This window comes from Brevibacillus antibioticus (genome assembly GCF_005217615.1).
Taxonomy (GTDB): domain Bacteria; phylum Bacillota; class Bacilli; order Brevibacillales; family Brevibacillaceae; genus Brevibacillus; species Brevibacillus antibioticus.
On sequence record NZ_SZNK01000001.1, the window covers coordinates 4071013 to 4092883 of the forward strand.

A 21871-nucleotide genomic window follows, 5' to 3' on the forward strand; every position below is an offset into this window, starting at 1 on the left:
GGATTTCTATCCATTTTATTAAATTCGAAAAGCGCCGAAAGCCCGATGCCTATAAGGAGTTTAACTTCTTTACTTTTTTGAGATATTTAAAATATTCCTCTCGAAGCGGGTGCTTTTTACTCAACCACGGTTTGCTATCTTCCCCTGTGTAGTGAATAATGGCCGGATCTATTCGCAGGTTGCTTTTATAAAGATGTTTGGACTGATAATTCCACTTTGTGTCAAGTTGAAGCCAATTACCATGGAGAATTGCATTCATCGGATCTTGACTGGGATAACGAATAAGCCCTTGGTTCTTTGTCATGTAATCCAAAATCTTGCTTGTAATGTTATGCTCTCTCCATTTTTTCAAATTCATGACTAATACTCCCGCATTAAAGTAATCACAATCATCCGGAATAGACAGGTCGACATGTCTTAATTTGTTTACCCCTTGCCAAGAATCCATCACTGCTGCAAGGAAATATTGATCAACTTTTGTGTTCCATAATGGAGTGATGTCCTTTTTAACAACGATATCACTATCCAAATAAATCACTTTTTCAACTTCTTTGTCCAGCAGGTCTGGAATAGAAATCCGATGATAAGTCTCCTGCGTAAGGTGATCACGGACGAGGAATCCATCATATAGGGTCGGATCAATAGTGACATATTTGATTTGAGCATGGAATCGTTTCACAGTTTTCGTTAAGATGGATTTATTTTTCTCAGAGACTTGACTGTCAATAACGTGAACGATGACTGGGTTTTTCGACACCTTATTTTCAAAAAGGGAATATAACATGACTGCGAGATGGATAGCAAAACCATCATTAACGGCTGTTACAATATGAATCGTGCCCACTATTCTCCCACCCCATATCCTAATTGAGCTATATATACACACTATTCATGGACAGCGGTGGTTTGTGTGATGAAAATACCTAATTTATTTCTAGATGGGAGCACAATTCACAGCTGCGAGCCTCCGCTAATGCGGCTTTTTTCTGTGATCGATCAGAAAACCGTTATACGACTAGAGCATGTTCACTCCACCCCCATAAAATATATAAGCGGTGAGAACGACTCGGGCATTGAGCTTCTCAAAAGAACACAAAAAGTAGATGCATGTGGGTAATTTGTCCAAGCTCAGACAGGGACCAAGAAAGTACCTATTTAAAAGGGTGATGAACGATGATCTCCTTTGTGGTTGGCAGAGGTATGGGCCATCTCGGTAGATGCATTAGCATAACGGAACAATTGCAGCAGCAACGTCTGCCTATTCACGTGTTTGCCTTTCGGGAAACGCATGGCTATTTATCGAAAAACCTGCACAATGATATCCAATTGCAAACCTTTACATCCAAAAAATTCGAGGATGGTAAACGAACCACACTATTAATAAATGATTGGCGCTCTGATGTGCCTCGGTTTCGCAGTGAGGGGAAGGTCGGTGGAGACACAAAGCTCGTGACCCTCTATCACAGTGACTTTATCATCGGTAAAAATGATTCAGCTCCGATGCAGGAATACAAAAATCGCATTGTAGAAATCGCCAATCAATCCGATATCTTTCTGCACATGAATCTTATACCGCCTCAGCAGACCCATCCGCAAATGAACTGCATCTATATCCCTATTCCTTTAATCACCAGGGAAATCAGCCAGTCCCCACAAGAAGTGCGACGCTTGTTAGGCCTTCAGCAGAACGAGTCGTTTATTCTGGTTCACATGGGTGGCGGACTCGCTAACCGTTATGAACAGATCGTGAAGTGGTATGATCAAATAAACTCGCTCGCTGGCCGCTTTCGATTTGTTGTAGCTGGGCAATTGGCAGATGAAGATTACCCATTCGATGAAAGAATTATCAAAGCCCCTCTTATTCCGAATGGCAAAAATCTTGTACAGGCGGCCAGTCTGGTCATTAGCAAACCGGGCATGGGCATTTTAGGAGATTGCATCTCTACAGGAACCCCGTTACTTTTCCTTCCGCCAGATGATGCGGAACGCGAGCAAAAAATAGAGATGCTGAGGGAAGTAGTCGATAGTGATCATGTATCGATCCATGAACCGGAAGAGATTGTACCAAAGATCGAGCATGCGCTAGCAAATAAAGAGGTCATTCAAAAAAGATTTCGTCTTATCCCTACCAATGGAGCAGAGGTCGCAAGCAAAATTATCGAAATGGCATACCGAATCCCGCTATCGAAATTGCCAAAAAGACGGGAGGATCTCCTCCGCTTGACGCCGTATAGCTCATTTGGAAATAAGGACGGATGACTTTGAAGCAAACAAAGAGGACTGTCTTAGGCAGAAGATCAATTTCTACTTAAGACAGTCCTCTTACTTTCGTTCATTTCCCCTCTAAATCCCTATATATTCGTTGAGACACTCGCATGCTCGTTATCAATCATTTCATTTCATTTTCTTTTCCCATGCTCCTTTCATTTCCCTTCGTACCACATGTGTTGAGTAGACAGTGAAAACAATCAAAAATATTCCTCGGATTGGTGTTTGCTCTATTGAGTGATTTGAAGCGTAACATATCTGCTCCATCTACAATATGATATGCCTAGAACAATCTAAAGAGGTGAGCCGATGGCAGTCATAAAAGCCAGGAGCAGTGATATTGACATGTTGGCAAGGTTGCTTCGAGCCGAAGCTGAGGGTGAAGGCGAAATGGGGATGCTCCTTGTTGGAAATGTTGGCGTTAACCGTGTAAGAGCCAATTGCTCCGATTTTAAAGGAATCCGGACCATTCCCCAAATGATCAATCAGCCGCATGCGTTTGAAGCTCTGCAACATGGTATGTACTACCAAAGGTCTAGAGATAGAGAACGCCGTCTGGCACGACGGGCTGTGAATGGGGAGCGGCATTGGCCGGGCAAATTCTCCCTCTGGTATTTTCGTCCAGGAACGGCGCAAAATCCCCTGCCTTGTCCGCCGACCTGGTATAATCAGCCGCACGTAGGACGATACAGGCTTCATTGTTTTTATGAGCCGACCGCGCAAGAATGTATAAATGTATATAATACTTTTTAATTTTATGGGCTGCCCCCAGCGAAAAGGAGGGGCAGTTTTTTTATAAGCTCGCGCGGGAATGTGATCATGCATGATTCGCTATGTCTAATACGCTAGTTACATCCATAGGTGTGATCTGCCCAATCATTGTTTTTCGATTGAACAAACACTGTTGAGAATTCATTGTAAAAGGAGTGATTTTTAATGGCATTTAGACCACCTCTAGGGCCACCTCCGGGTCAGCCGCCAGGAGCACAGCAATTACCAGAACCGTTAACTCCTCCCCCAGCGTTCATCCCCCCACAACCCGCTCCCTTTCGAATTGATCCACGGGCAATTGAAGGTTGTTTGTTTCGTTTTACGTATCTTTGGCTCGTAAATGGAGAGCAATTCTGGTTTTTCCCCGTTTTTGTAGGTTCTAGGTCGGTTGCAGGGTTTAGATGGACGGGGAGATCTTGGAGTCACAGTGCCGTTCTAATCGAACGGCTATTTTTCTTTGTACACCGTTTGTTAAATTGTAGATCGTACGAACAAGCTGTAAGATATGCCCCACCCTATACTATTTCTGGTTCAATCTAAAGATTACTTCCGAAACTACCGATATAGTTAGTATTCCGGAAAATATTTACTGTGAGCATATATGATTGACGTTATGCTTACATCTCAAAGGGGGACATCTTATGAAGCTTCGAAATCATACTAGAATTTTAAAAGTAATCGCTAGTTTATCTGTTATTTTCGCTGCTGTAAATTATCCAGTTATCTCTTTTGCCGAATCAGTTGATTCTAGTTCCGTCAGTGAATCAAGCAATGCCGATGACATTAATACCGGTATTGCTGACTTAGACTATGATAATGACGAAATTTTAGCAGTAAGTGGTGATGAGATAGATAGTTTTGTTCCAAAAGAAGGACTCAATCCAAAAGGTAAATTTATAGTCGTAGAACGTAAAAAGAAGTCACTTTCAACTTCTCCAGTAGATATTTCCATCATTGATTCTATGGCTAATCGCACTTATCCAGGAGCATTACAACTTGCAAATCAAGCTTTTGCAGAAAATAAACCTAGTGTATTACTAGTACCAAGAAAACCTTTGACGATTAGTATTGATTTACCAGGTTTGAAAAAGGAAAACTCAATTACTGTGGATAATCCAACATACGGTAATGTGTCTGGAGCAGTAGATGAGCTTGTATCTAAATGGAGCGATGAGTATTCAGCAACACATACTTTACCTGCGCGATTGCAGTATGCAGAATCAATGGTTTATAGCAAATCTCAAATTGGAAGTGCGCTGAATGTTAACGCGAAATATCTTGATTCTACATTAGGAATTGACTTTAATGCGATTGCTAGTGGAGAGAAAAAAGTAATGGTGGCGGCATATAAACAAATATTTTATACAGTAAATGCGGAGCTGCCTAACGATCCATCCGATCTTTTTGATGATAGTGTTACTTTTAAAGATTTAAAACGTAAAGGGGTAAGTGATCAATCCCCACCTGTCATGGTATCAAATGTAGCTTATGGTAGAACCATTTATGTGAAATTAGAAACAACCTCGAAGAGCAAAGACGTAAAAGCAGCATTTAAAGCCCTGCTTCAGAATACTGGCAATGTCGAAACGAATACCGAATACAAGGATATTTTTGAAGACAGTTCCTTTACAGCTGTAGTATTAGGCGGAGATTCACAAGAGCATAACAAGGTCGTTACAAAAGACTTCAGTGAAATCCGTAATATCATTAAGGATAATGCGGAATTTAGCCTAAAGAACCCAGCCTATCCAATTTCGTATACAAGTGTTTTCTTAAAAGATAATGCAATTGCTGCCGTTCATAACAATACAGATTATATTGAGACTACCGCTACAGAATATTCGAAAGGGAAAATATCACTTGGTCATTATGGCTGGTATGTCGCTCAATTTGATGTATCCTGGGATGAAGTTTCCTATGATAAAAATGGTGAAGAAGTACTCACACATAAAACGTGGGAAGGTAGCAACCAAGATAGAACAGCTCCTTTCACGACAGTCATTCCGTTGCCACCTAATGCAAAAAATATAAGGGTTTTTGCGAAAGAATGTACCGGCCTTGCTTGGGAATGGTGGAGAACGGTTATTGATGAGTACAACATTCCATTATCTAGTGAAATTAAGGTTGAGATTGGCGGAACGACATTAAACCCAACTGGTGGTATTACATTTAAATAGTTGGGTAAAGAAATGGCTGAAATCCTTTTTGTTGAGGATTTCAGCCGTTTTTCTTTTTCACCATCACCATATTCTTTGGCTGAAATTCTTCTTGTCGCCATTGTAATAATTTGTCAGATTTCAACCGATTTATCTATACCTGTCAGCATCCTAATTGGCTTTGTCCGTAGAAATGAAATTGTAAACGGCTGTATGAATTGCGGCTTCAAATGGTCACCCGCCAAGAAGAAGTCCCTTGTCCACAAAATATTTTATTATTTCGAAACGAACAGGGAGGGTAACAGTTGCATCATTTCATTCACATGCGGTGATTCTCCAAACATGAGATGCTTGTTCCAATCTTCCGTGCCAAGTTCCCTATCACCCATTTTGATAAAACACAAACCTCTCCGATAGTAAATATCTTGTTCGTCTGCATCAGAAAACGCGAAGGCCTCTGTATAATCGGAAATGGATAATTGCCACTCCTCCTGTGCTTCATAGACCCATGCACGGTTGTAAAGGACGGTTGCATTTTTCTCTAGTGCAATAGCTTCAGTTAGATCAGCTATGGCCCTGTCATACTCCCCCATCTCATAGTACAGGACAGCCCTATTTGTCCAAGCGGCCATCATTTCCCTATCCTTGTTTAGGGCAGCGGTAAACGTTTTTAGGGCTCGATCATTATTGCCATCCGACATTTCAATTAAACCTAGTGTACACAGGAGCCGCGCATGATCAGGCTCTATTTCTAAACCGAATTCAGCATCTTTTCGGGCCATTTCGAATTTCTCCACTTGATACAATAATGTAGCTCTGTTAAGTAATCCATCAAGATTTTCGGGGTCTATATCAAGCAAGTAGTCATAGTCCGCCATTGCTTTCTCCACATCTCCAAGACGATTGAAGGCAGTAGCTCGATTGAAATAAACCTCTGGAAACGGGGGACTAAGCTTTATCGCTTGGTTATAATCTTCAATGGCTTCATCCAGTCGCCCCATTCGGCTATAAAGGTTTCCACGATCAAAGTAATATTCAGGATAATTGGAATCAATCTGTATCACTTGGCTAAATGTTTCAGCTGCTTCTTCAAACCTTTTTAAAGCTACGTAAATCAGCCCTTTATTATGAAGCAACACCGAGCGATGCAGCATATGTTCATCAGGAGCAAGAGTCTGATTTAACCTTTGCCATCCTTCCGTAACCAATCGAAGCGCTTCTTCAGGATTATCCATATGTAACTCTACTAAAGCCAATCCATTTTGGTTAAATACTTGTTGAAATGCACGTTCTTTTTCATCTTCAATCCATTCTGCCAAATCAATGGCTTTTTGTATCCATTCTTTCGCCTTCTCGTGTTCTCGTTCTCGGTGGTGCCTCGTATAGTACATCGAAAATCCATATGAAATTTGCATATGAACTCTAAAATCATCAGTGTTCGCGTACACTTCTCCTAAAAGCGTCGGTATATCATCAGTTTCACCCAATGCAGCCAGAGACGTAGCCATTTTCATTGTAAAATACCGGCTATTATCAAATTCGCTGCTCCAATTCGTCAGTTTCCGGCCACGTAGGCTCATATCGATAGTCGCATCGTAAAAACCCATGTTAATGCTATAACTAACTGCTTTAAACAACGCTTCGCTTGCTGATTTCTCAGAAGTACCGCGCTCCAGATGAAACGGAATGGCGCCTAAGTGCAGTGACCACTGCTCTTCTTTTATAAGAGATTCTGCCCGCTCTTCGTGAAGGCTCTGACGAATTTCAATAGGAGTTGCTTCATAGGCGAGCAATTCCTGCTCACAATCTGATGTGCAGTCAGAAAATATGTATCGTTTCGTTAGCTCAAGTCGCTCTTCGTCAGATAGATTTACTATCCTCATATCTTGTTCGATGTCAGAAAGAATAGTAGTAGGCTCCGTATACGTTTGTAACGCCTTTTTCAGGGCTTCCTTTTCCGCTATTTCACTTGAACTTACGATCACCTGAATCAGGTCAGACTTCGCACGACGCAGAAGTGTACTTATAAATTCTGCATCAAGTTGATCACAGGCCTGCACATTTTCAAAAACCAAGGTCAATTTTCCCATTCGTTCCCGATTCGCTAATGCCAATAAAAGATCGATCAAACCATTCGACATGCGAAGTGTACGCAATTTCGAATAATAACGTGTTCTCTCTTTCGGAATAGCAAGAGAGGTAAGTGTTTCTACACTAACAGGAATGACTGCTTTCAGTTCTGGTGCTATGGATAAGATCTCGATGCAGTGTGATAAAATCAGGTCTGGCCATTTCGAATAAGCTTCCGGAATAATCTGGCGCAGAAGGTCACCAGTACCTGTATAGGGTCCTCTAAGATTGCAATGACAATTGCTGACATAACATGTGGAGTATTGCTCTTCGAAGTACTTCTTTTCTCGGTCGCAGCGTCGAGATCCAATCAGCCATTGGTGTGTCATCGATTGTTTCATTTCCACTCATCCCCTCTGTTCCATTGATAAATTCCGAATTTCCCTTTTGTTTCTACGCTCTTTTAGGTATAGATAAAATACAATTCCATACTGGACTCCCGTTATAGACAAGAAAACAACGGAATCCCAGAATTTCATATCTTCTCCTGTAAATATGGAGAGATAAATATTCGTTAAAAGTTGAATAGCGACCGGAATCATATAGAGCATCATTCCTGTCATCATCATCCAGCCAGTTGCGTAAAAAAAGCTGTACCATCTCGCTACCTGATGATCCCGTTCCGTATACTTGGACATATCGACCATCTTGTTCTTTTTTCTAATTAGTCCATACCATATATTTTTCAAATAGGAACGTGTAGCCTCCTGAAGATTTACACACCCCAACATCGTAATCATTAAATAATAGATATCTGTTTGAAGATGAAAATAAAATTGCCAGATGAAACGCAACAGTGTTGTAAATGCTAGTCCCATACAATATGCAGCTATGATTGTCTTCTCACCTGTATGAATCCAAATTGCACTAGCAACGATCACCAATAAGGAATACCACAAAATATCACCGAACATTCCAACTAAAAATGGAAGAACACGCTTTCGTTTTGGGAATCCCCAAATACCTGGCATGGAAGAAGTGAAGACCAAAAAGTACATTCTTCTGCCTATACTTAGTTCTGACGGGATACCCAGTCTTCGTCCGGCAAGCATGTGCATCATTTCATGAAACAAGATCCCTGGAATCTGACCGATCGTCATGCCAAGAAAAATCACCATGGCGTATTCGGAAAATAAGATGCTTTGTCGACCCGGACGAATCTGTGGATATTGGTATAACAACCACAAGGCACAGGTTATGATGGCACCATAAATCAGCCAACCAAGAGGAGAAAAAGCTAGCTTACCCAACCATTGCCCCGATACTTTCTGCGCTTTCGTTTCCTTTTCCTCAACATCACAAATAAATGTCAGGTCACGTAATGTCTGCAAAAAATCATCCATGTCCACTTCATCGTGATAGGTATCTTGATACCAGGAATGCGCTTCGGCAACCCCCATGCCCTCTTGCAGTTTTCGTACAAGTGCTGCTCCATCCTCAGGAAAAACAGCAAACGTATCCGTCCCAAACCGCCCAATCAGGACTCCTTGCTTATCCTCCAGAAATGTTAACGGGTGTAATTGGATCATGCGATTTTCGTTCACGACTTTCCTCCCGGATGCTGTCATGCTTTCTTTATAATTGAAAAAGAGGGGCAAATGCCCCACTTTTCCATGTTACTGACAAGTCTTTATGCCTGCTCACAAGTGCAGTCGTACATTGTGTTAGCTACTGAAGTCAATTTTACAGGCTCGGTTTTTTGCACAGTAATTTTTTTCATAAATAATTCCTCCGATAGATTTATATTTATACCATATATGTGAATATGTGGTATATACTAGTAATAATAGATTGATATATTCCGAATGTCAACAATTTTTTGATTTTTTTGACAATAATGTAATTTTATCCTTTTTTTATTAGGCAGTAATCCCCTAAGAGAAAACTCCTAAGTATGATACGAAAACGCGATGAAATGGCGTTTAAATTACATTTCTTAGGTTTATTTCATTCGAAAAAAGATGGAATTTTTTATGTAAAGAAGGATCGCTTGGCGGTTGCAGTATCAAGCAAAGAAGATTTCCACCCGAGAGCTTCCGATCATAGAAAATATCTGTGGGCAGAATCAGATGGCTTCTGTAGATTCTAAGTTACACTTAGAAGAAATGTTGAATTCCCTTCCAGATAAAGCAAGATTTATTATTGAGCAAGTAGTGATCAATGGAGTTCCAGAAGAAATAGTTGCACAGCATTTAGGCATATCTCAACAAGGCGTAAACAAATACAAACGGAAATATTTAGGGATACTTCGAAAAAAACTAGAGTCTAACCCACAAGCAGTTAAGTCGTAGGCCTTCCCAAATGGAGGGTTTTTTAAAAATTTTTGAGTACAAGTTCACTGTTCACGTCAGGGCGCAAGGAAAGCACGTCGATAATGATGATTCATGGTCATATCAAAAACAGCTCATCGCGTGTGCTGAGGAATCCGATCTTGTATCGGATTTTTCTTTTTTGTTGTTCTTTGATCCCTAAAAATTATAGATTTTTATCTGTTAAAAATTCGTTCGTTTGAGTGCAAAGACTTTCGAGTGATTGATTCACTTTTTAAACAATTCAAGCAAGCGTAAGGCTTTTTTCAAAAAGCAAAAAAAACTTCTAAGAGCTGGTTGTATTTTACTTTGTTTTTTTACCTACAAGGGTGAAGGCGATGAGTTGAGCGCTCAAAATAGTCGCTAATAACAATACAAAGGAGTTTTATTATGTCAAAATTTTCTTTAGGCACAGATGGAGCAAACCTTATCAAAAAACATGAGGGATTTTCCTTGAAATTTTATGGAGATCCTAAAGGGTATCCAACAGTTGGATGGGGACATTTGATTACAGACACTAAAACATATACTAAAAATACAACAGGTAATCCAAATGATTCTCTTCTATCCCAAGCACAAGCTGATGCTCTATCAAACTCTTTAAAACTAGGTTATACTTCACCAATTTCTCAGTCTAAGGCAGATTCTTTTTTTACTAGTGATACTGCAAAGGCTGTAAAGGCAGTAAATGATTTAGAACTTCCTACAGGTTGTCAATTTACACAATCTCAGTTTGATGCACTTGTTTCGCTCGCTTTTAATGCAGGTCCTGGGGTGCTAAAAACCCCAGATGTAGAAGCTATGCTTGCCCATGCGTTGATATATCCTTTTATTGGCCCAATTACATCAGCTCAAAGTGATAATTGTTCAAAATTAGTCAGCAAAGCATTTTCATATGATAAAAATTTGAAAACAAGAAGAAATGAAGAAGTAACTTTATTTTGTAAAGGCATGCCATATACATAAGCTTCATTCATTTAATCAGTAACATTTAATCAGTAATTTTTTTAAGCTCAAAAATAGTTGCCTCTGATAGCAAGATAAGCCTATCGTTATTAACAACAAAAAAACTTAAACCTACAGGTATGAGCATTTTTGTAGAAGGGTCGCTTATATCTATTACTTTTACAACATCATTTTCATTTAAGTCTGGGATATCAATTTTATATAATCTATAAAAAGCGAGAGAGTTATCGCATGTCGCTGAAATCTCATATAATGGATTTTTTAGTTCATATTGATATTTCTTATAGTTTTTTAGTCCTTTTGATGAAAAAAAGTCTTTTTTGATTATAAGTTCATCTCCAATAAATTTTTGCCCTGTTGGATATTCAGAAGCATCATTATATGAATTTGCAAATCCTAAAAGCTTCTCAACTTTCCAAGTTCCATAGAAATATTTTTCAGTCTCACTATCCAAATTTATACGTTCTACAGTACAATATTCGGATGTGTTTTCTGGAATAATAGACTCATCCGTTTCAGGTTTAGGCTCACTAGAATTATTTGGATTCGATGTCATTTCAACATTTCCACAAGCCGATGCTAGCATCAACATGATCGTGATACAAGCCAATAATATTTTTTTCATATTTCACACTCTTTTTTATTTTTTTGAGGTGGTAGTAGGATTCAATATGCCAAATCACTGCCGTACGCACTTCATTTACGTATTTTGAAAAGCTTACCATTAATCCATTATTGCTTGGCTTTGCCCAAAAGCTAACCATTGGAGCGTTATCCCAACAGTTCCCTTTCTGGACCATGGAACACCGATAGCTAAACATCCTTTGATAATCGTTTGAGCACTATCGGCTCACTACGTTTATTATATTCACCTGTTATGACGTATCGGGATACCATAAAGTTCCAATTTTGTTTTCCTAAATATTTTTGGGTTCTCAAGCTCCGTCTCTGCTATTCCTTCGCATTAATTCGCTACTGCTTACGCAAGCACACAAAAAAGGCCCTCGCATTAGCGAAGGCTATGTGTATCTTTGTTAACCTTTGTTACGAGGCGAGCGTAGGGGAATTAGGTTATATTTTTCAAGCAATTTTTGTCGCAAAAAGGAATATAAAAAATTCTCACCGAGCAAACGAGGGTTATATCCGTATCTTCCGCATTTAGGAAGGGTCTAGACACCCATGCATCTTGCTTTAATTTTTCCGTACTAACAGTCTACAGCACTCCACATGTGTGGTGTAAGCAAATAGGCAAGCTTCTAATGGACAGTATTCGCTAAGTAATTTGATGCAACAGAGGCACACTTCGTACTTATAATTAAGTTAGGACTCAACAAGATTAAAACAAAAAGCACCCTGATTATTTTAATCAAGGTACAAAAGGAGTTCACTTTTCTATAGGAATATGGCACCTAATTAATGTCCGGGGTCAGCAACAACGCTTTTAAACTTTTAAGCTGTTAACATAGCTTTCCATGCCCTCATCCAAACGCCCTAATGTGAAGTTCATCCATATAATTTCTTAACATTGGAATAGCAACTTCGTAATCCTTTTTCCTTGCTTTAGTAGTTGCCCGGTTAATCTTGGTGGATTCGAGTTGACCACCTACGATGCTTCATTTCACACAAAGTAGCTTTTTATTTCCTGCACCAATGCTCGTCAAAAACATTTGCTAATCCTACTTGTCTATTTTCATATTAATCAAAATAGCTGCCAAATATGCTTCTTCTAGAGGAGTTATTCCTAATCTATTATTCATCATATGTATATAATGAAATAATAGCTCCACTTTTGATTTATGTGATATCTTCAACACCTGCTCAATTGTGGAAGCTACTAGGGATATATATGTGCGATTTACGATTGGTAGCAATTCAGTCATATCACTCTCAATTGCTTTTACTTTTTTAATAGTTAATTCTAGAAACTTTTTAGCTAACTGTTGTCCACTAGCAGAATACTTCGCACCTGTCCAATAAAATAAATAGTGCTGCAAAAATAGAAGTTCTTCTTTCTCATCATGCAGAAATAATGTATCAAGCTTTAACTTCATAATTGCCAACCCTAGCAAATAACGATCTATCTGGCCAACTATAATATCTTCTATCGAATTTACCACCAGTTCGCTAGACTGCTGAAAAATGGGTTCTGCTTTTGAAACTCCTTCACTGCCGCCATATTTCGAAATTTCAGGTTCATAAACAGCTAACTCAATTGTTCCTGGACTTTCAGCATTCTTTTTATTATGATCTTGTTGAACAGGAATTAATGACCTAGGCGGCACCACATCCATTTTTAGCACACATGGTATCATTTCTGAAAAATAGCTCTCTAATACCTTTGTTGCTTGATCTAAACCTTGGGTAGAGATTTTAAATCGCACCCTCAAATGATAACCAGTATAATCAACATAGCGGATAAAAAACCATTTAGCTGGATGAATTTTATGCTGCACAAGTAGATTACATGCTGGTGCTACAATCTCCTTTATCATCACATCAAAGTGATTATTTCTCTCGCTATATATCTTATAATACAACCATTCATGCATTTTGATCTTCTCCTTAAATATAATCATTAATCATGAATGTGTACCAAGCTCATCCACTCTGATGCAAATCGATTCCCATTTTCATCTTTAAACTGATGCTCCGACAAATTAGGTAAAGCTTCTTGAATCCACAATCCGTGTACAGATTCATCACTTAATAAACTTCTAAAAAACTCAACACTATACAAATTTTTAAAATGTATCCAAATAGGCTTTCCTTCTGGATGACCACTGGCTCCAATGCATGTTACAAACACTTCCTCTGGCAACTGATTTTCCGTAATCCATTTGTCTATACTCAATAAAAGATCCATATCTGATAAATGATTGGGGAATCTAGGGATATCTGTCACACTGATAATCCACTGCTCACGACTTAAAACAACTCTTCCAAACATATGTCGTGACGTATGTTGTATGCCCTTTTTTAAATCGAATGTTTTCCAAGGCTGTGGATTATTACCGTAGGGAGTATTAACTTTCCACGGATTAATCATGATAAGAAGTAATCTCATTATCCCTTGCTTAAAATATGCTGGTACAGATCCTACATAAACAGGTGCAACTACTCTCTCTTCCCTATCAACAAATTCAAATACTTCCCCACTTTTATCCAGCCTTAAACTTATCTCTTCTAATACATGTGTAGCTATTGGATCAGAAATTTCCCCAATGCCAGTACAATAATATTCTGCAATGCCATTATAGCCTTGCAAAGAAGACCAATCTCCACCAATAGCAAGTTCGATAGGAGCTGCTTCAGGAAAACACTGTTTTATCCAATCTTTAATTGCGGCTTGATAATCACTACCTAGTACCTTGGTAAAGCGAGAAACTATGCTACCAATTGTTCCTGCAACTTTATTAATCACTAATCCATATCCATCATCTTGTAACCCTATGGAACTTCCAGGTAATGTTTGATAATAATACATCACTACAGCAGGTGGAACACACTTACCCGTGCGAGGTAAGACAACCTCTCCAGATTGCATCATACGTTGAAAACTAGACATTAGTTGTTCATCACATGCAATCGAACTTAAAAAATCAAGTAATGGTACTTTTGCATACGGAGTATATTTACTCTTAAATAAATCAATTAGCATACCATATTCACCATGAAATTCAAAAAACGGTTTAATGTGTGATGTTAGTTGGACTAGCTCATTTTGAATCTCTTGTTTTAATGGAGAAATTGGCATACTCGTGCGCACTTCTTCATAAATCAATGCTGCTTTTACTAGCCAATTTGGAGCAGCACACTCTAATAACCTAAATATTGAAATTAAATCATTTCGTAGTTGAAAAATATGATTTATCCTAACTTGTGCACAGGAATTCAACTCAAGGCTATGTAAATGTTCAGCCACTTTTCTTAATAATAATTCTAGTTCATACCAGTTTTCTCTTCTGTGAGTACATACCCATTCGGCAAATTGCTCAAAAAAAGAAGCTCCTTCACCATAAACAGGAGGTATTGGACGAAGCAACTGCAATGTTTCGCACAACTTTTGCAGATACAAACTATGGTTAATATGTTCCAAGAATAATTCATATGAAAATGTACGATGTTGCAAGCTATCAAGCCTTTTTAGCATTTTATTTTGTACAAATGGTTCAACATTACTCCAATAAAATCCATTTGAATACTTAGATTTAACCGCAAATCTAATAACACCATCTTCACCTTCTGCCTGTTCAGACAAGTTGTAGTTAAAACTATTCCTCCATGATTTGTTATTAGCTAGAGCAGCAATAATATGATAAATGACTGCCCGATTGAGATAGATATTAGTACGGGGGTTATCATTTTGATCTCTGTTAATTTGATTCTTCATTAAACTATTTATGTCTTCAGAAGATGGCTCCCAAATTGCATGACCTACCTGTGTAAATGTGCTAAATGGACTTGTCTTCACAACTGTACGTTGTAAATAACGATAGAACGCTCTCATTGCTTTATGAGCTGGCTTATTCCATGGTATCCTCTTATCTAATACTGCTTTTAACATTTCGGGACTTGCTAACGCTAATCCTTGCAACATTTCTCCTAGGTGCACATCATTACTCATTAACCAATCAGTGAAATTATCAGCAATTCGCTGCTTCTCTGAACTAAGTACCTGAAGCAATTCATGATGATTTAGTTGCCAATCTTTAAGATATATTTTCCACCTATTTAAACTAATTACGTCTTCCTTGCTTAAGATAGGATAAATCTCTTCGATACTATCAGGATCTATTAGAAAATAACGTTTATTAAAGATATTCCTTTGTAGTTTCAGTACATAACGAACAAGTCGCCTCTGTTCCCCCAATACTGGAATAGATTGATGTAATGCTGCTAACACCGCATCTTGTAAATCCTCTAATTGTTGCTCTAAAATACGTAATTGTGTTATTATTTGCTGACTGTTCTCTAGTACTAATCCACTTAATCGGCTAAGAGGTAACACGTTTATCCTTGCTAAATTGAACTCAGCCGATATAACTGTTAATTCTGCTTGCGTAGTAACCTCCTGCATAGTAACCTCCTGAAATTGTCATCTTTAACATAACAATATTAAAATTCACACTACAAATACTCTCCAATATGAGAACAATACGAAGGTAATGAAAAAGAGAATATATAAAGTAGCTGTAATACTATACATTATGTATAGACGTCTTTTTTTTAAGGAGAACCTTGACAAATATACAGGTGGAGGCTGACGTAGCACACTATGCTTCAGTATTTCAAAACTATGCTTTCGCAAATGAACAACGTTAAACCAATTTTCCACAAATTTCAATCCATCACTTGGTAACAACAAGTTGCAGTTAAAAATAAAGATGCTAAACTGTAGCATTAAAAAAGTATGAAGTATATCACTTATGCTAGGGATTAGCCATATGCAACTTACTGTCAACAATATAGCCAAGCTATCAAGCATTGGTCCTGCTAATGCTATGACAGCTCTTTTTTTTCTTCCAAGCAAATAATTATCTGTTAAATCAATATAACCAACAGGAATTATATAGTATAGTAAACCAAACCCTATACTTCGAATTTTACCTCCTAAACGCAATGAACATACTGCATGAAAAATTTCATGAATCATAATTTGTACAAACATTAATGGAATTAGCCAATACCAAATATTAGAAATTGTAAACGACGATGAATATCGTAGCATAGTAATTATTGCGATACACAATGAAAACATTGGAATAGCAATAAATAATATCTTCCACATATTATATGATAGATTCGGGATTAACTTACTGAATATTAGAAGTATTTGAGGGAAAGAGCGTAATTGAATGAGTTTCAAAAATGGCTTAGGTCTTATTTGTTTAATCGATTTAAGATTTATATGTTCATTAGCTTTGTTAGATGGATCTAACATATTGTCACGAATAATCACTTGACAAGTTAACATATGAAGTAAAAAACGGATAACAAGTTGTTTGGTCTCACTAGATATTATTTGCTGTTGAGAACAAGCAAATATTATAATCTCCTCTATTCTAATAATAGAGCTCTCGTGAATTTTATCCAAAATAACCTTCGAAAACTTTCCAATTTTATAGTACTTCTTTGTGGTTGCTTGATAGACGATGAACTCCTCATCCACCTCATAAATATCTATATCTGGAGCAAGAGATATATCCCAAGAGAGCATATCTGATATATCAGCTTGTTGATTGTTTGCCATTGCAATATTTCCCTCAGATAGTCCTCTTGCGCTACTCAACTTCTTCAACTCCCATTATAAGAAATGTAAAAGAATTTAGAACATTGATTCAACTGATTATTATCTAGCTAAGCCAATGTTCTAAATTCAATGCAACTACTTCAATAAACTAGATAATGATTATCCAGCAGTACCAAAAGACCCTACAGTGCCAAAACAACCTCCAAAACTTGCATATGTTCCAAAGCAAGCTGCGCAAGCCTGTGGATATACGGCTCCTGATATTGTATAGTTCAACTCATCTTTTAACTCTTCAGCGTACAATTCCATCTGAAGATTTTTTTCATTATCGATAATCATTTCTAGCTCCTCCTAAAATAAGTTTACTAGCCGGCGCAACCGCCGGTCGATCCTGTTCCAAAAGTAGTGCCTGCTGTTCCAAAGCAAGCCAGAGTACCCCAGCAAGCATTAGGACCAACAAGAGAGTAATTCATTTCTGAAGATAATTCTTCAGAATAGAGTTCCAACTCTTCATTCATTGTTTTAACATATTTCTCCTGCAATACACTCACCCTCCTTTCTTCAGATTGACCCTCATATCTGCAAAAAACGATTATAATGATACCCGTAATGGGTGGGTCTACAAATTTAATAAGTCTTAAAGCTATATGAACTTCAACTTACTACCGCTTACCGAAACAATAAGCAAACATCTGTGCTTTTGTAAATCCATCAATATCGGTAAACATCCTTAATGTTCTTGGCAATAATCCTGCGAATACTGTCCCTTCATAACCACGGCTAAGCGAATGCAACCACATATTATGAGCAACCATGCCCGCGATTGTTAATAAGTTTGTATAACCAGTCACACCGCAGGTAGCGGTTCGATCAGCTATTTTCCCAACAAAAAATACGACAACAGCAGCATTAGCAAATTCTTTCTGCAACATGAGTTGTTCTTGTGTAAAATGTTGAGGAATATCAGCAACTTCTTGAATATCATTTTGTGGATAAGAATACCGATATACTTTTCGCGATGAGAATGCTTCATCATTGTGCATATTGACGCGATTAATCAGTAAGTACTGCTCAAGCAAAGACGTGCCTGCAATTTGTTCTATAAATTTTTCATTATTAATTAGCATCTGAACTAAGTCGTCATATTCAACATCCTTTTCTTTATCAAAAAAGCTAAATGACTCTCGTTCATCAAGAACTTTCCTCCAACTTCTCATAGAGCCAAATGTATCAAAATTACTATTATCGCCAGATGAATTGTTCCATACATTGAAACATTCTTCTTTTATTAATTCTTGTACGATATTATTAGGGTTCACGATACCCACCCCCCATCACGGAAACAAAAGTAGGATGTTCATATAAATTATCTAGATGAAGAATCCTACTAATTGCCTGTTTTGACCATTGGTTAGCTACATCTAACTTCAATCCAGTATGATACGCAGTATATCTACCTTGAGTAAATGCTACTCCGGCATCAAGATGAATAATCTTGTATGCAAACTGATGATACTTAGATGCTACTTTCCCATATAACCCAACTTGTATAATATATCCACATGCATGTTCGTTATGTGGCAAGCATGATATGAGTTGCGTCACCATATCATCATCACCTAAACATTCCAGTCCATGATTCTTCGGATCGTACAAGTAGACTCCTTTTTTTAGATTAGGAATAGAATTATTGACAATATACAAATCTACTGAACCTAAATTTCCACCAGTTGGAGACCACCGTTTAGGACGATTATTTATCTGTTGGTGTTTCCAACCAGCCATATATCGCCATACTTCACTCCATTTTTTCAGCAACGAATCCTCTTCACAGTTATCCAAGTTAATCTTCTGTGCACTTGGATAGGACGTAGATAATGTCGCCAATTCAAGATTAACTGGCTTGTAATGATTCTGATGATCCTTCGGATTTAAATGATGTTTTGAAGAAAATGCAATATGATCCTCAAAACGTGCTACTAAAAGCTGCTCATTACTCGCTGTACTTTGACTTCCACATAAGTTACATGTAGGTACCTTCATCATCTCAATATATCCTTGTTCCATACTAGTAGTATGAAATGACTGAACCCCACGCAAAAAAGATGTGGAAGTTAAGCGACTTCTCCAATTTATAATGTCAATGGCTACACTTGACATCGCCATTTGCATAGCTTCTAGTGACATGTTTACAGACCCATCATCCATATTAGCTATAGGCCATTGTTGATCAAAACATTCCACACACAACGTCTCGTAATTTTCAAAATGAGGCCCTAGATACACTGTTTCCTTAGAAATCGTTATCAGCAACCATGGAACACCATGCTTATAGCAAAATCTACCGAATGATAACAACTCGTCACGAGTCGTATACTCATTCTGAATATAAACCGCAATAGGTCTATCTACTAATAATAACTCTGGTAATTCTGAACACATTCGTAAGGGGATTGGATACAATGTAAGCAATTCTGCTAGTTGTTTGCGATTCATATCTGAACTTACATCTGAATATAAGCATACTGTTTTTTCCTGCATACGGTGAATACAGTCTCGTATACTACTGTTTACTCGTGTATGGTCAAGATGTCTTTGTATAAACTGTAAGTACGGATCATCTTGATGCTCTATATCATCTGTACCATCAAACAGTAATCCTCTCATATAAAGTAGTGCTAATGCATTATAAATGAAATGTTGCGAATAATCAGGTAACGACTCGCAAATTTGAGAAAATGTACGTTTGCCATCTAACTGTTCCAACAATTTGGGTAAAAATGTTTCACTAGCTTTTCCACGTATTAGTTGTTTTTCTGCAGTACCTTCAAAATATAGACCTTGCTCCTTTATCGGAATAGCCACAACGCAATCCGATACTTGTGGGCAATTAGGAAATTGAAATTGCAAATCCGTTGAGACTACTCTTCCCATCTCGCTAGCATGCATAACCTGAGCCATTAGTCACACCTCCTCAGCTATTAGCCCATTCTGAATTCTAAAATGTTGTGCTAAATCAAGATACCCTCTTGTTGCTTCATCACGTTGTAATCCACAACGTGGACAACTATGTACTCCAGTAACGCAACTATTTTTCATTTCTCTCGTCACTTCATTTAATAGAAAAAATTTACCCTGATATGATTCTGGACATTCAATAATCCTTTTTAATAAACTTCCAATTAATACAACATCAGCTGGGTGATAACCTTGTACTCCTGCTATTTGCTGATCGTTATAATACTGCTGTACACTACGGGTAAGTTCTGCATTTGGATGATGTTGCATCATACGCTGATGATAGCAATGATAACATCCCTCATTACCTGGTATGATTACTGGTCCAACTACTAACAAGGGACTATCCAGTACAACAGGTATGAATGGAATATTCTGCTTATGCACCTCTACATCTAGTTGGCGCAATAATGAGATGCTTTGATAATTAGCAATGAATAAAACACCTGATAAATTAGAGGGAATGAAAAGCTCGTATTCATTTTTCAGGACCGCGTGATTTGATTGAATTTCTGAATGATTCAGAAAATCAGAGACTGCATATCCGAATTTACCAATCGAAAAAATCTGCCACATTAGTCCCTTCTCCTTCCTATGCAAATGGTTGAGGATAAGTTGTAATTTGCGCCTCCGTTCGCAATCCATATCCCATTTTTTCAACAGCTTCATACAGACGTTTCGTACCAAGAAATCTTGCACGATGTGAAAAAGAAAGCGGTTGTAAAGTGGGGATAATCACACGCACTGCTTTCATCCCTGCGCGTTCTGATTCATCTGTTGAGAGATCAACCGCAAAAACTTCGTGACCCCTACTTTCCAAATGTTTAATTAAGAATTGTAAATCCAACTGGTCACTGCCTGTCTCCAAATTTTTCATAACAGAATATTCAGACGTTTCCGCAGACTCAACCAAAAAATCAAACGCTTGGCTACGTTCTGGTAATCCCATATAAGTCGCGCCATCAAACACATTAATGAACTCGTCCACTTCTTTGGCAGGTGGTTGCTTATTTTGTAAAGCAGCTCGACAAGAAGCTCCTTCTCTCATGATTTTTGTTAATGCTACTTCCGGATTAAGCTCGGTTGTACACATAACCATATTAGCAAGTTGTTTGTTATGTTTGGTGCGTTGCACTGAATAAATCGTCGGTATACCTAAATCCGTTGTAGCATTAAAATAGTAATTGTTAGCATAGAAAAATTGCTCATTTTTCTGACTATAACGTTGAACCTCTTCCGTTATATTTTCATTAAACTGAAGCTTAGGTAAAGGCAACTGATGTAACCATGTTAACGCAATAGCATCACGCTCAATAACTTCTAAGATGCCATTAATAAGAGCTTTTTCATAGGATACATGAGTAGCACAACCTGTTGAAATTGGTAGCCAAAAACGCTCTGCGTCACTTTTATATGGAATGAATAAGTAGACCATGATAGCTGGAATCCAAACCAAGCGTTTGTTAGTTAATGAAATTCCACGTACCCATCTTATTTTTTCATTATATAAAGGTGGTCTTCTTATAGGACAACGCGGATGATCTAATTCTAATTCTGAGCACATAGGAATGTTTCGTAAATCAAGCGCTTCATTACCTAGTTCCCTTGGCGATGCTATTATGAATTGACGTTCATCATAAACACATGAACAATATCGTTCTAATGTTTCTGCTATGCATTTTGTGCGGGCCATCTCATCGTCAACATCTCCTCCTGCACCTGAAATCTCCATCTTATTGCCAAAATTATTACCACTCAGCAATGCAATTGCATTTAAATCTCCAAGAACTGATGAATATGTGGGGAATTTTGGATCCCCATGAGAATGTAACACTTTTTGGGGAACAGACATTAATCTACCGATACCACACAACTCTTCCAATGCCTTCATTCGCTACTTCACCTCCAAATTCCATTTAATTGTTTTATCACTAACTATCCTGAATATCAGCCCTGTACCTATAACAATGAGCATATGTATCATTCCAAGCTCCCTTTGTACT

The 21871-nt window shown here is 38.0% G+C and carries 18 protein-coding genes; 5 read left to right on the top strand and 13 right to left on the bottom strand.

Annotated elements, in window-relative coordinates; genetic code table 11:
- Positions 1-49: 49 nt before the first annotated feature.
- Complete coding sequence (locus E8L90_RS19420; RefSeq protein ID WP_137030877.1) at positions 50-844, bottom strand: glycosyltransferase family 8 protein; 795 nt, start codon at positions 842-844, stop codon at positions 50-52.
- A 329-nt stretch (positions 845-1173) separates the two neighbouring features.
- Here E8L90_RS19420 and E8L90_RS19425 point away from each other — a divergent pair, with 329 nt between their 5' ends.
- The 3 genes from E8L90_RS19425 (at position 1174) to E8L90_RS19440 (ending at position 5216) form a co-directional block, all read left to right on the top strand.
- Positions 1174-2259 (top strand): glycosyltransferase family 28 protein, encoded by a 1086-nt coding sequence (locus E8L90_RS19425; RefSeq protein WP_137030878.1) that lies wholly within the window; start codon positions 1174-1176, stop codon positions 2257-2259.
- A 318-nt stretch (positions 2260-2577) separates the two neighbouring features.
- Positions 2578-3021: a cell wall hydrolase gene (locus E8L90_RS19430; RefSeq protein ID WP_137030879.1), complete on the top strand. Its 444-nt coding sequence runs from the start codon at positions 2578-2580 to the stop codon at positions 3019-3021.
- Between the two features lie 659 nt (positions 3022-3680).
- Positions 3681-5216, top strand: a complete 1536-nt coding sequence (locus E8L90_RS19440) for a thiol-activated cytolysin family protein (RefSeq protein ID WP_137030880.1) — start codon at positions 3681-3683, stop codon at positions 5214-5216.
- A gap of 254 nt (positions 5217-5470) precedes the next feature.
- On the opposite strand, the gene E8L90_RS19445 is transcribed toward E8L90_RS19440, so the two are convergent.
- Positions 5471-7666, bottom strand: coding sequence for a tetratricopeptide repeat protein (locus tag E8L90_RS19445; protein ID WP_137030881.1), 2196 nt, complete (start codon positions 7664-7666; stop codon positions 5471-5473).
- Between the two features lie 6 nt (positions 7667-7672).
- Positions 7673-8869 carry a hypothetical protein gene (locus E8L90_RS19450; RefSeq protein ID WP_137030882.1) on the bottom strand — a complete coding sequence of 399 codons (1197 nt, stop codon included), beginning with the start codon at positions 8867-8869 and terminating at the stop codon, positions 7673-7675.
- A gap of 453 nt (positions 8870-9322) precedes the next feature.
- On the opposite strand from E8L90_RS19450, the gene E8L90_RS19455 reads away from it, so the two are divergent.
- Both E8L90_RS19455 and E8L90_RS19460 read left to right on the top strand, forming a co-directional pair.
- A complete protein-coding gene (locus E8L90_RS19455) occupies positions 9323-9616 on the top strand; it encodes a sigma-70 family RNA polymerase sigma factor (protein WP_244297307.1) in 294 nt (97 codons plus the stop codon).
- 408 nt (positions 9617-10024) lie between these two features.
- The gene (locus E8L90_RS19460; protein WP_137030884.1) at positions 10025-10600 is read left to right on the top strand and encodes a lysozyme; all 576 of its coding nucleotides are present in this window, start codon (positions 10025-10027) and stop codon (positions 10598-10600) included.
- A gap of 25 nt (positions 10601-10625) precedes the next feature.
- On the opposite strand, the gene E8L90_RS19465 is transcribed toward E8L90_RS19460, so the two are convergent.
- The 10 genes from E8L90_RS19465 to E8L90_RS19505 all read right to left on the bottom strand — a co-directional run bounded on the left by E8L90_RS19465 (position 10626) and on the right by E8L90_RS19505 (position 21759).
- Entirely contained in the window at positions 10626-11225 is a 600-nt protein-coding gene (locus E8L90_RS19465) for a hypothetical protein (RefSeq protein WP_137030885.1), read from the bottom strand.
- 1051 nt (positions 11226-12276) lie between these two features.
- The gene (locus tag E8L90_RS19470; protein ID WP_162309104.1) at positions 12277-13149 is read right to left on the bottom strand and encodes a thiopeptide-type bacteriocin biosynthesis protein; all 873 of its coding nucleotides are present in this window, start codon (positions 13147-13149) and stop codon (positions 12277-12279) included.
- A 26-nt stretch (positions 13150-13175) separates the two neighbouring features.
- The gene (locus tag E8L90_RS19475) at positions 13176-15677 is read right to left on the bottom strand and encodes a lantibiotic dehydratase family protein (protein ID WP_137030887.1); all 2502 of its coding nucleotides are present in this window, start codon (positions 15675-15677) and stop codon (positions 13176-13178) included.
- A gap of 45 nt (positions 15678-15722) precedes the next feature.
- Complete coding sequence (locus tag E8L90_RS19480) at positions 15723-16889, bottom strand: site-2 protease family protein (protein WP_137030888.1); 1167 nt, start codon at positions 16887-16889, stop codon at positions 15723-15725.
- 120 nt (positions 16890-17009) lie between these two features.
- Positions 17010-17189 (bottom strand): hypothetical protein, encoded by a 180-nt coding sequence (locus tag E8L90_RS19485; protein ID WP_137030889.1) that lies wholly within the window; start codon positions 17187-17189, stop codon positions 17010-17012.
- Between the two features lie 26 nt (positions 17190-17215).
- Complete coding sequence (locus tag E8L90_RS29975) at positions 17216-17392, bottom strand: hypothetical protein (protein WP_162309105.1); 177 nt, start codon at positions 17390-17392, stop codon at positions 17216-17218.
- A gap of 120 nt (positions 17393-17512) precedes the next feature.
- On the bottom strand, positions 17513-18169 hold the full coding sequence (locus E8L90_RS19490) for a nitroreductase family protein (protein WP_137030890.1): 657 nt from the start codon (positions 18167-18169) through the stop codon (positions 17513-17515).
- Positions 18159-19811 (bottom strand): SagB family peptide dehydrogenase, encoded by a 1653-nt coding sequence (locus E8L90_RS19495; RefSeq protein ID WP_137030891.1) that lies wholly within the window; start codon positions 19809-19811, stop codon positions 18159-18161. The genes E8L90_RS19490 and E8L90_RS19495 overlap by 11 nt, the downstream gene beginning before the upstream one ends.
- A gap of 3 nt (positions 19812-19814) precedes the next feature.
- The gene (locus E8L90_RS19500) at positions 19815-20444 is read right to left on the bottom strand and encodes a TOMM precursor leader peptide-binding protein (protein ID WP_162309106.1); all 630 of its coding nucleotides are present in this window, start codon (positions 20442-20444) and stop codon (positions 19815-19817) included.
- Positions 20445-20460: 16 nt separating this feature from the next.
- Positions 20461-21759 carry a YcaO-like family protein gene (locus E8L90_RS19505; RefSeq protein ID WP_137030893.1) on the bottom strand — a complete coding sequence of 433 codons (1299 nt, stop codon included), beginning with the start codon at positions 21757-21759 and terminating at the stop codon, positions 20461-20463.
- Between the last annotated feature and the right edge of the window lie 112 nt (positions 21760-21871).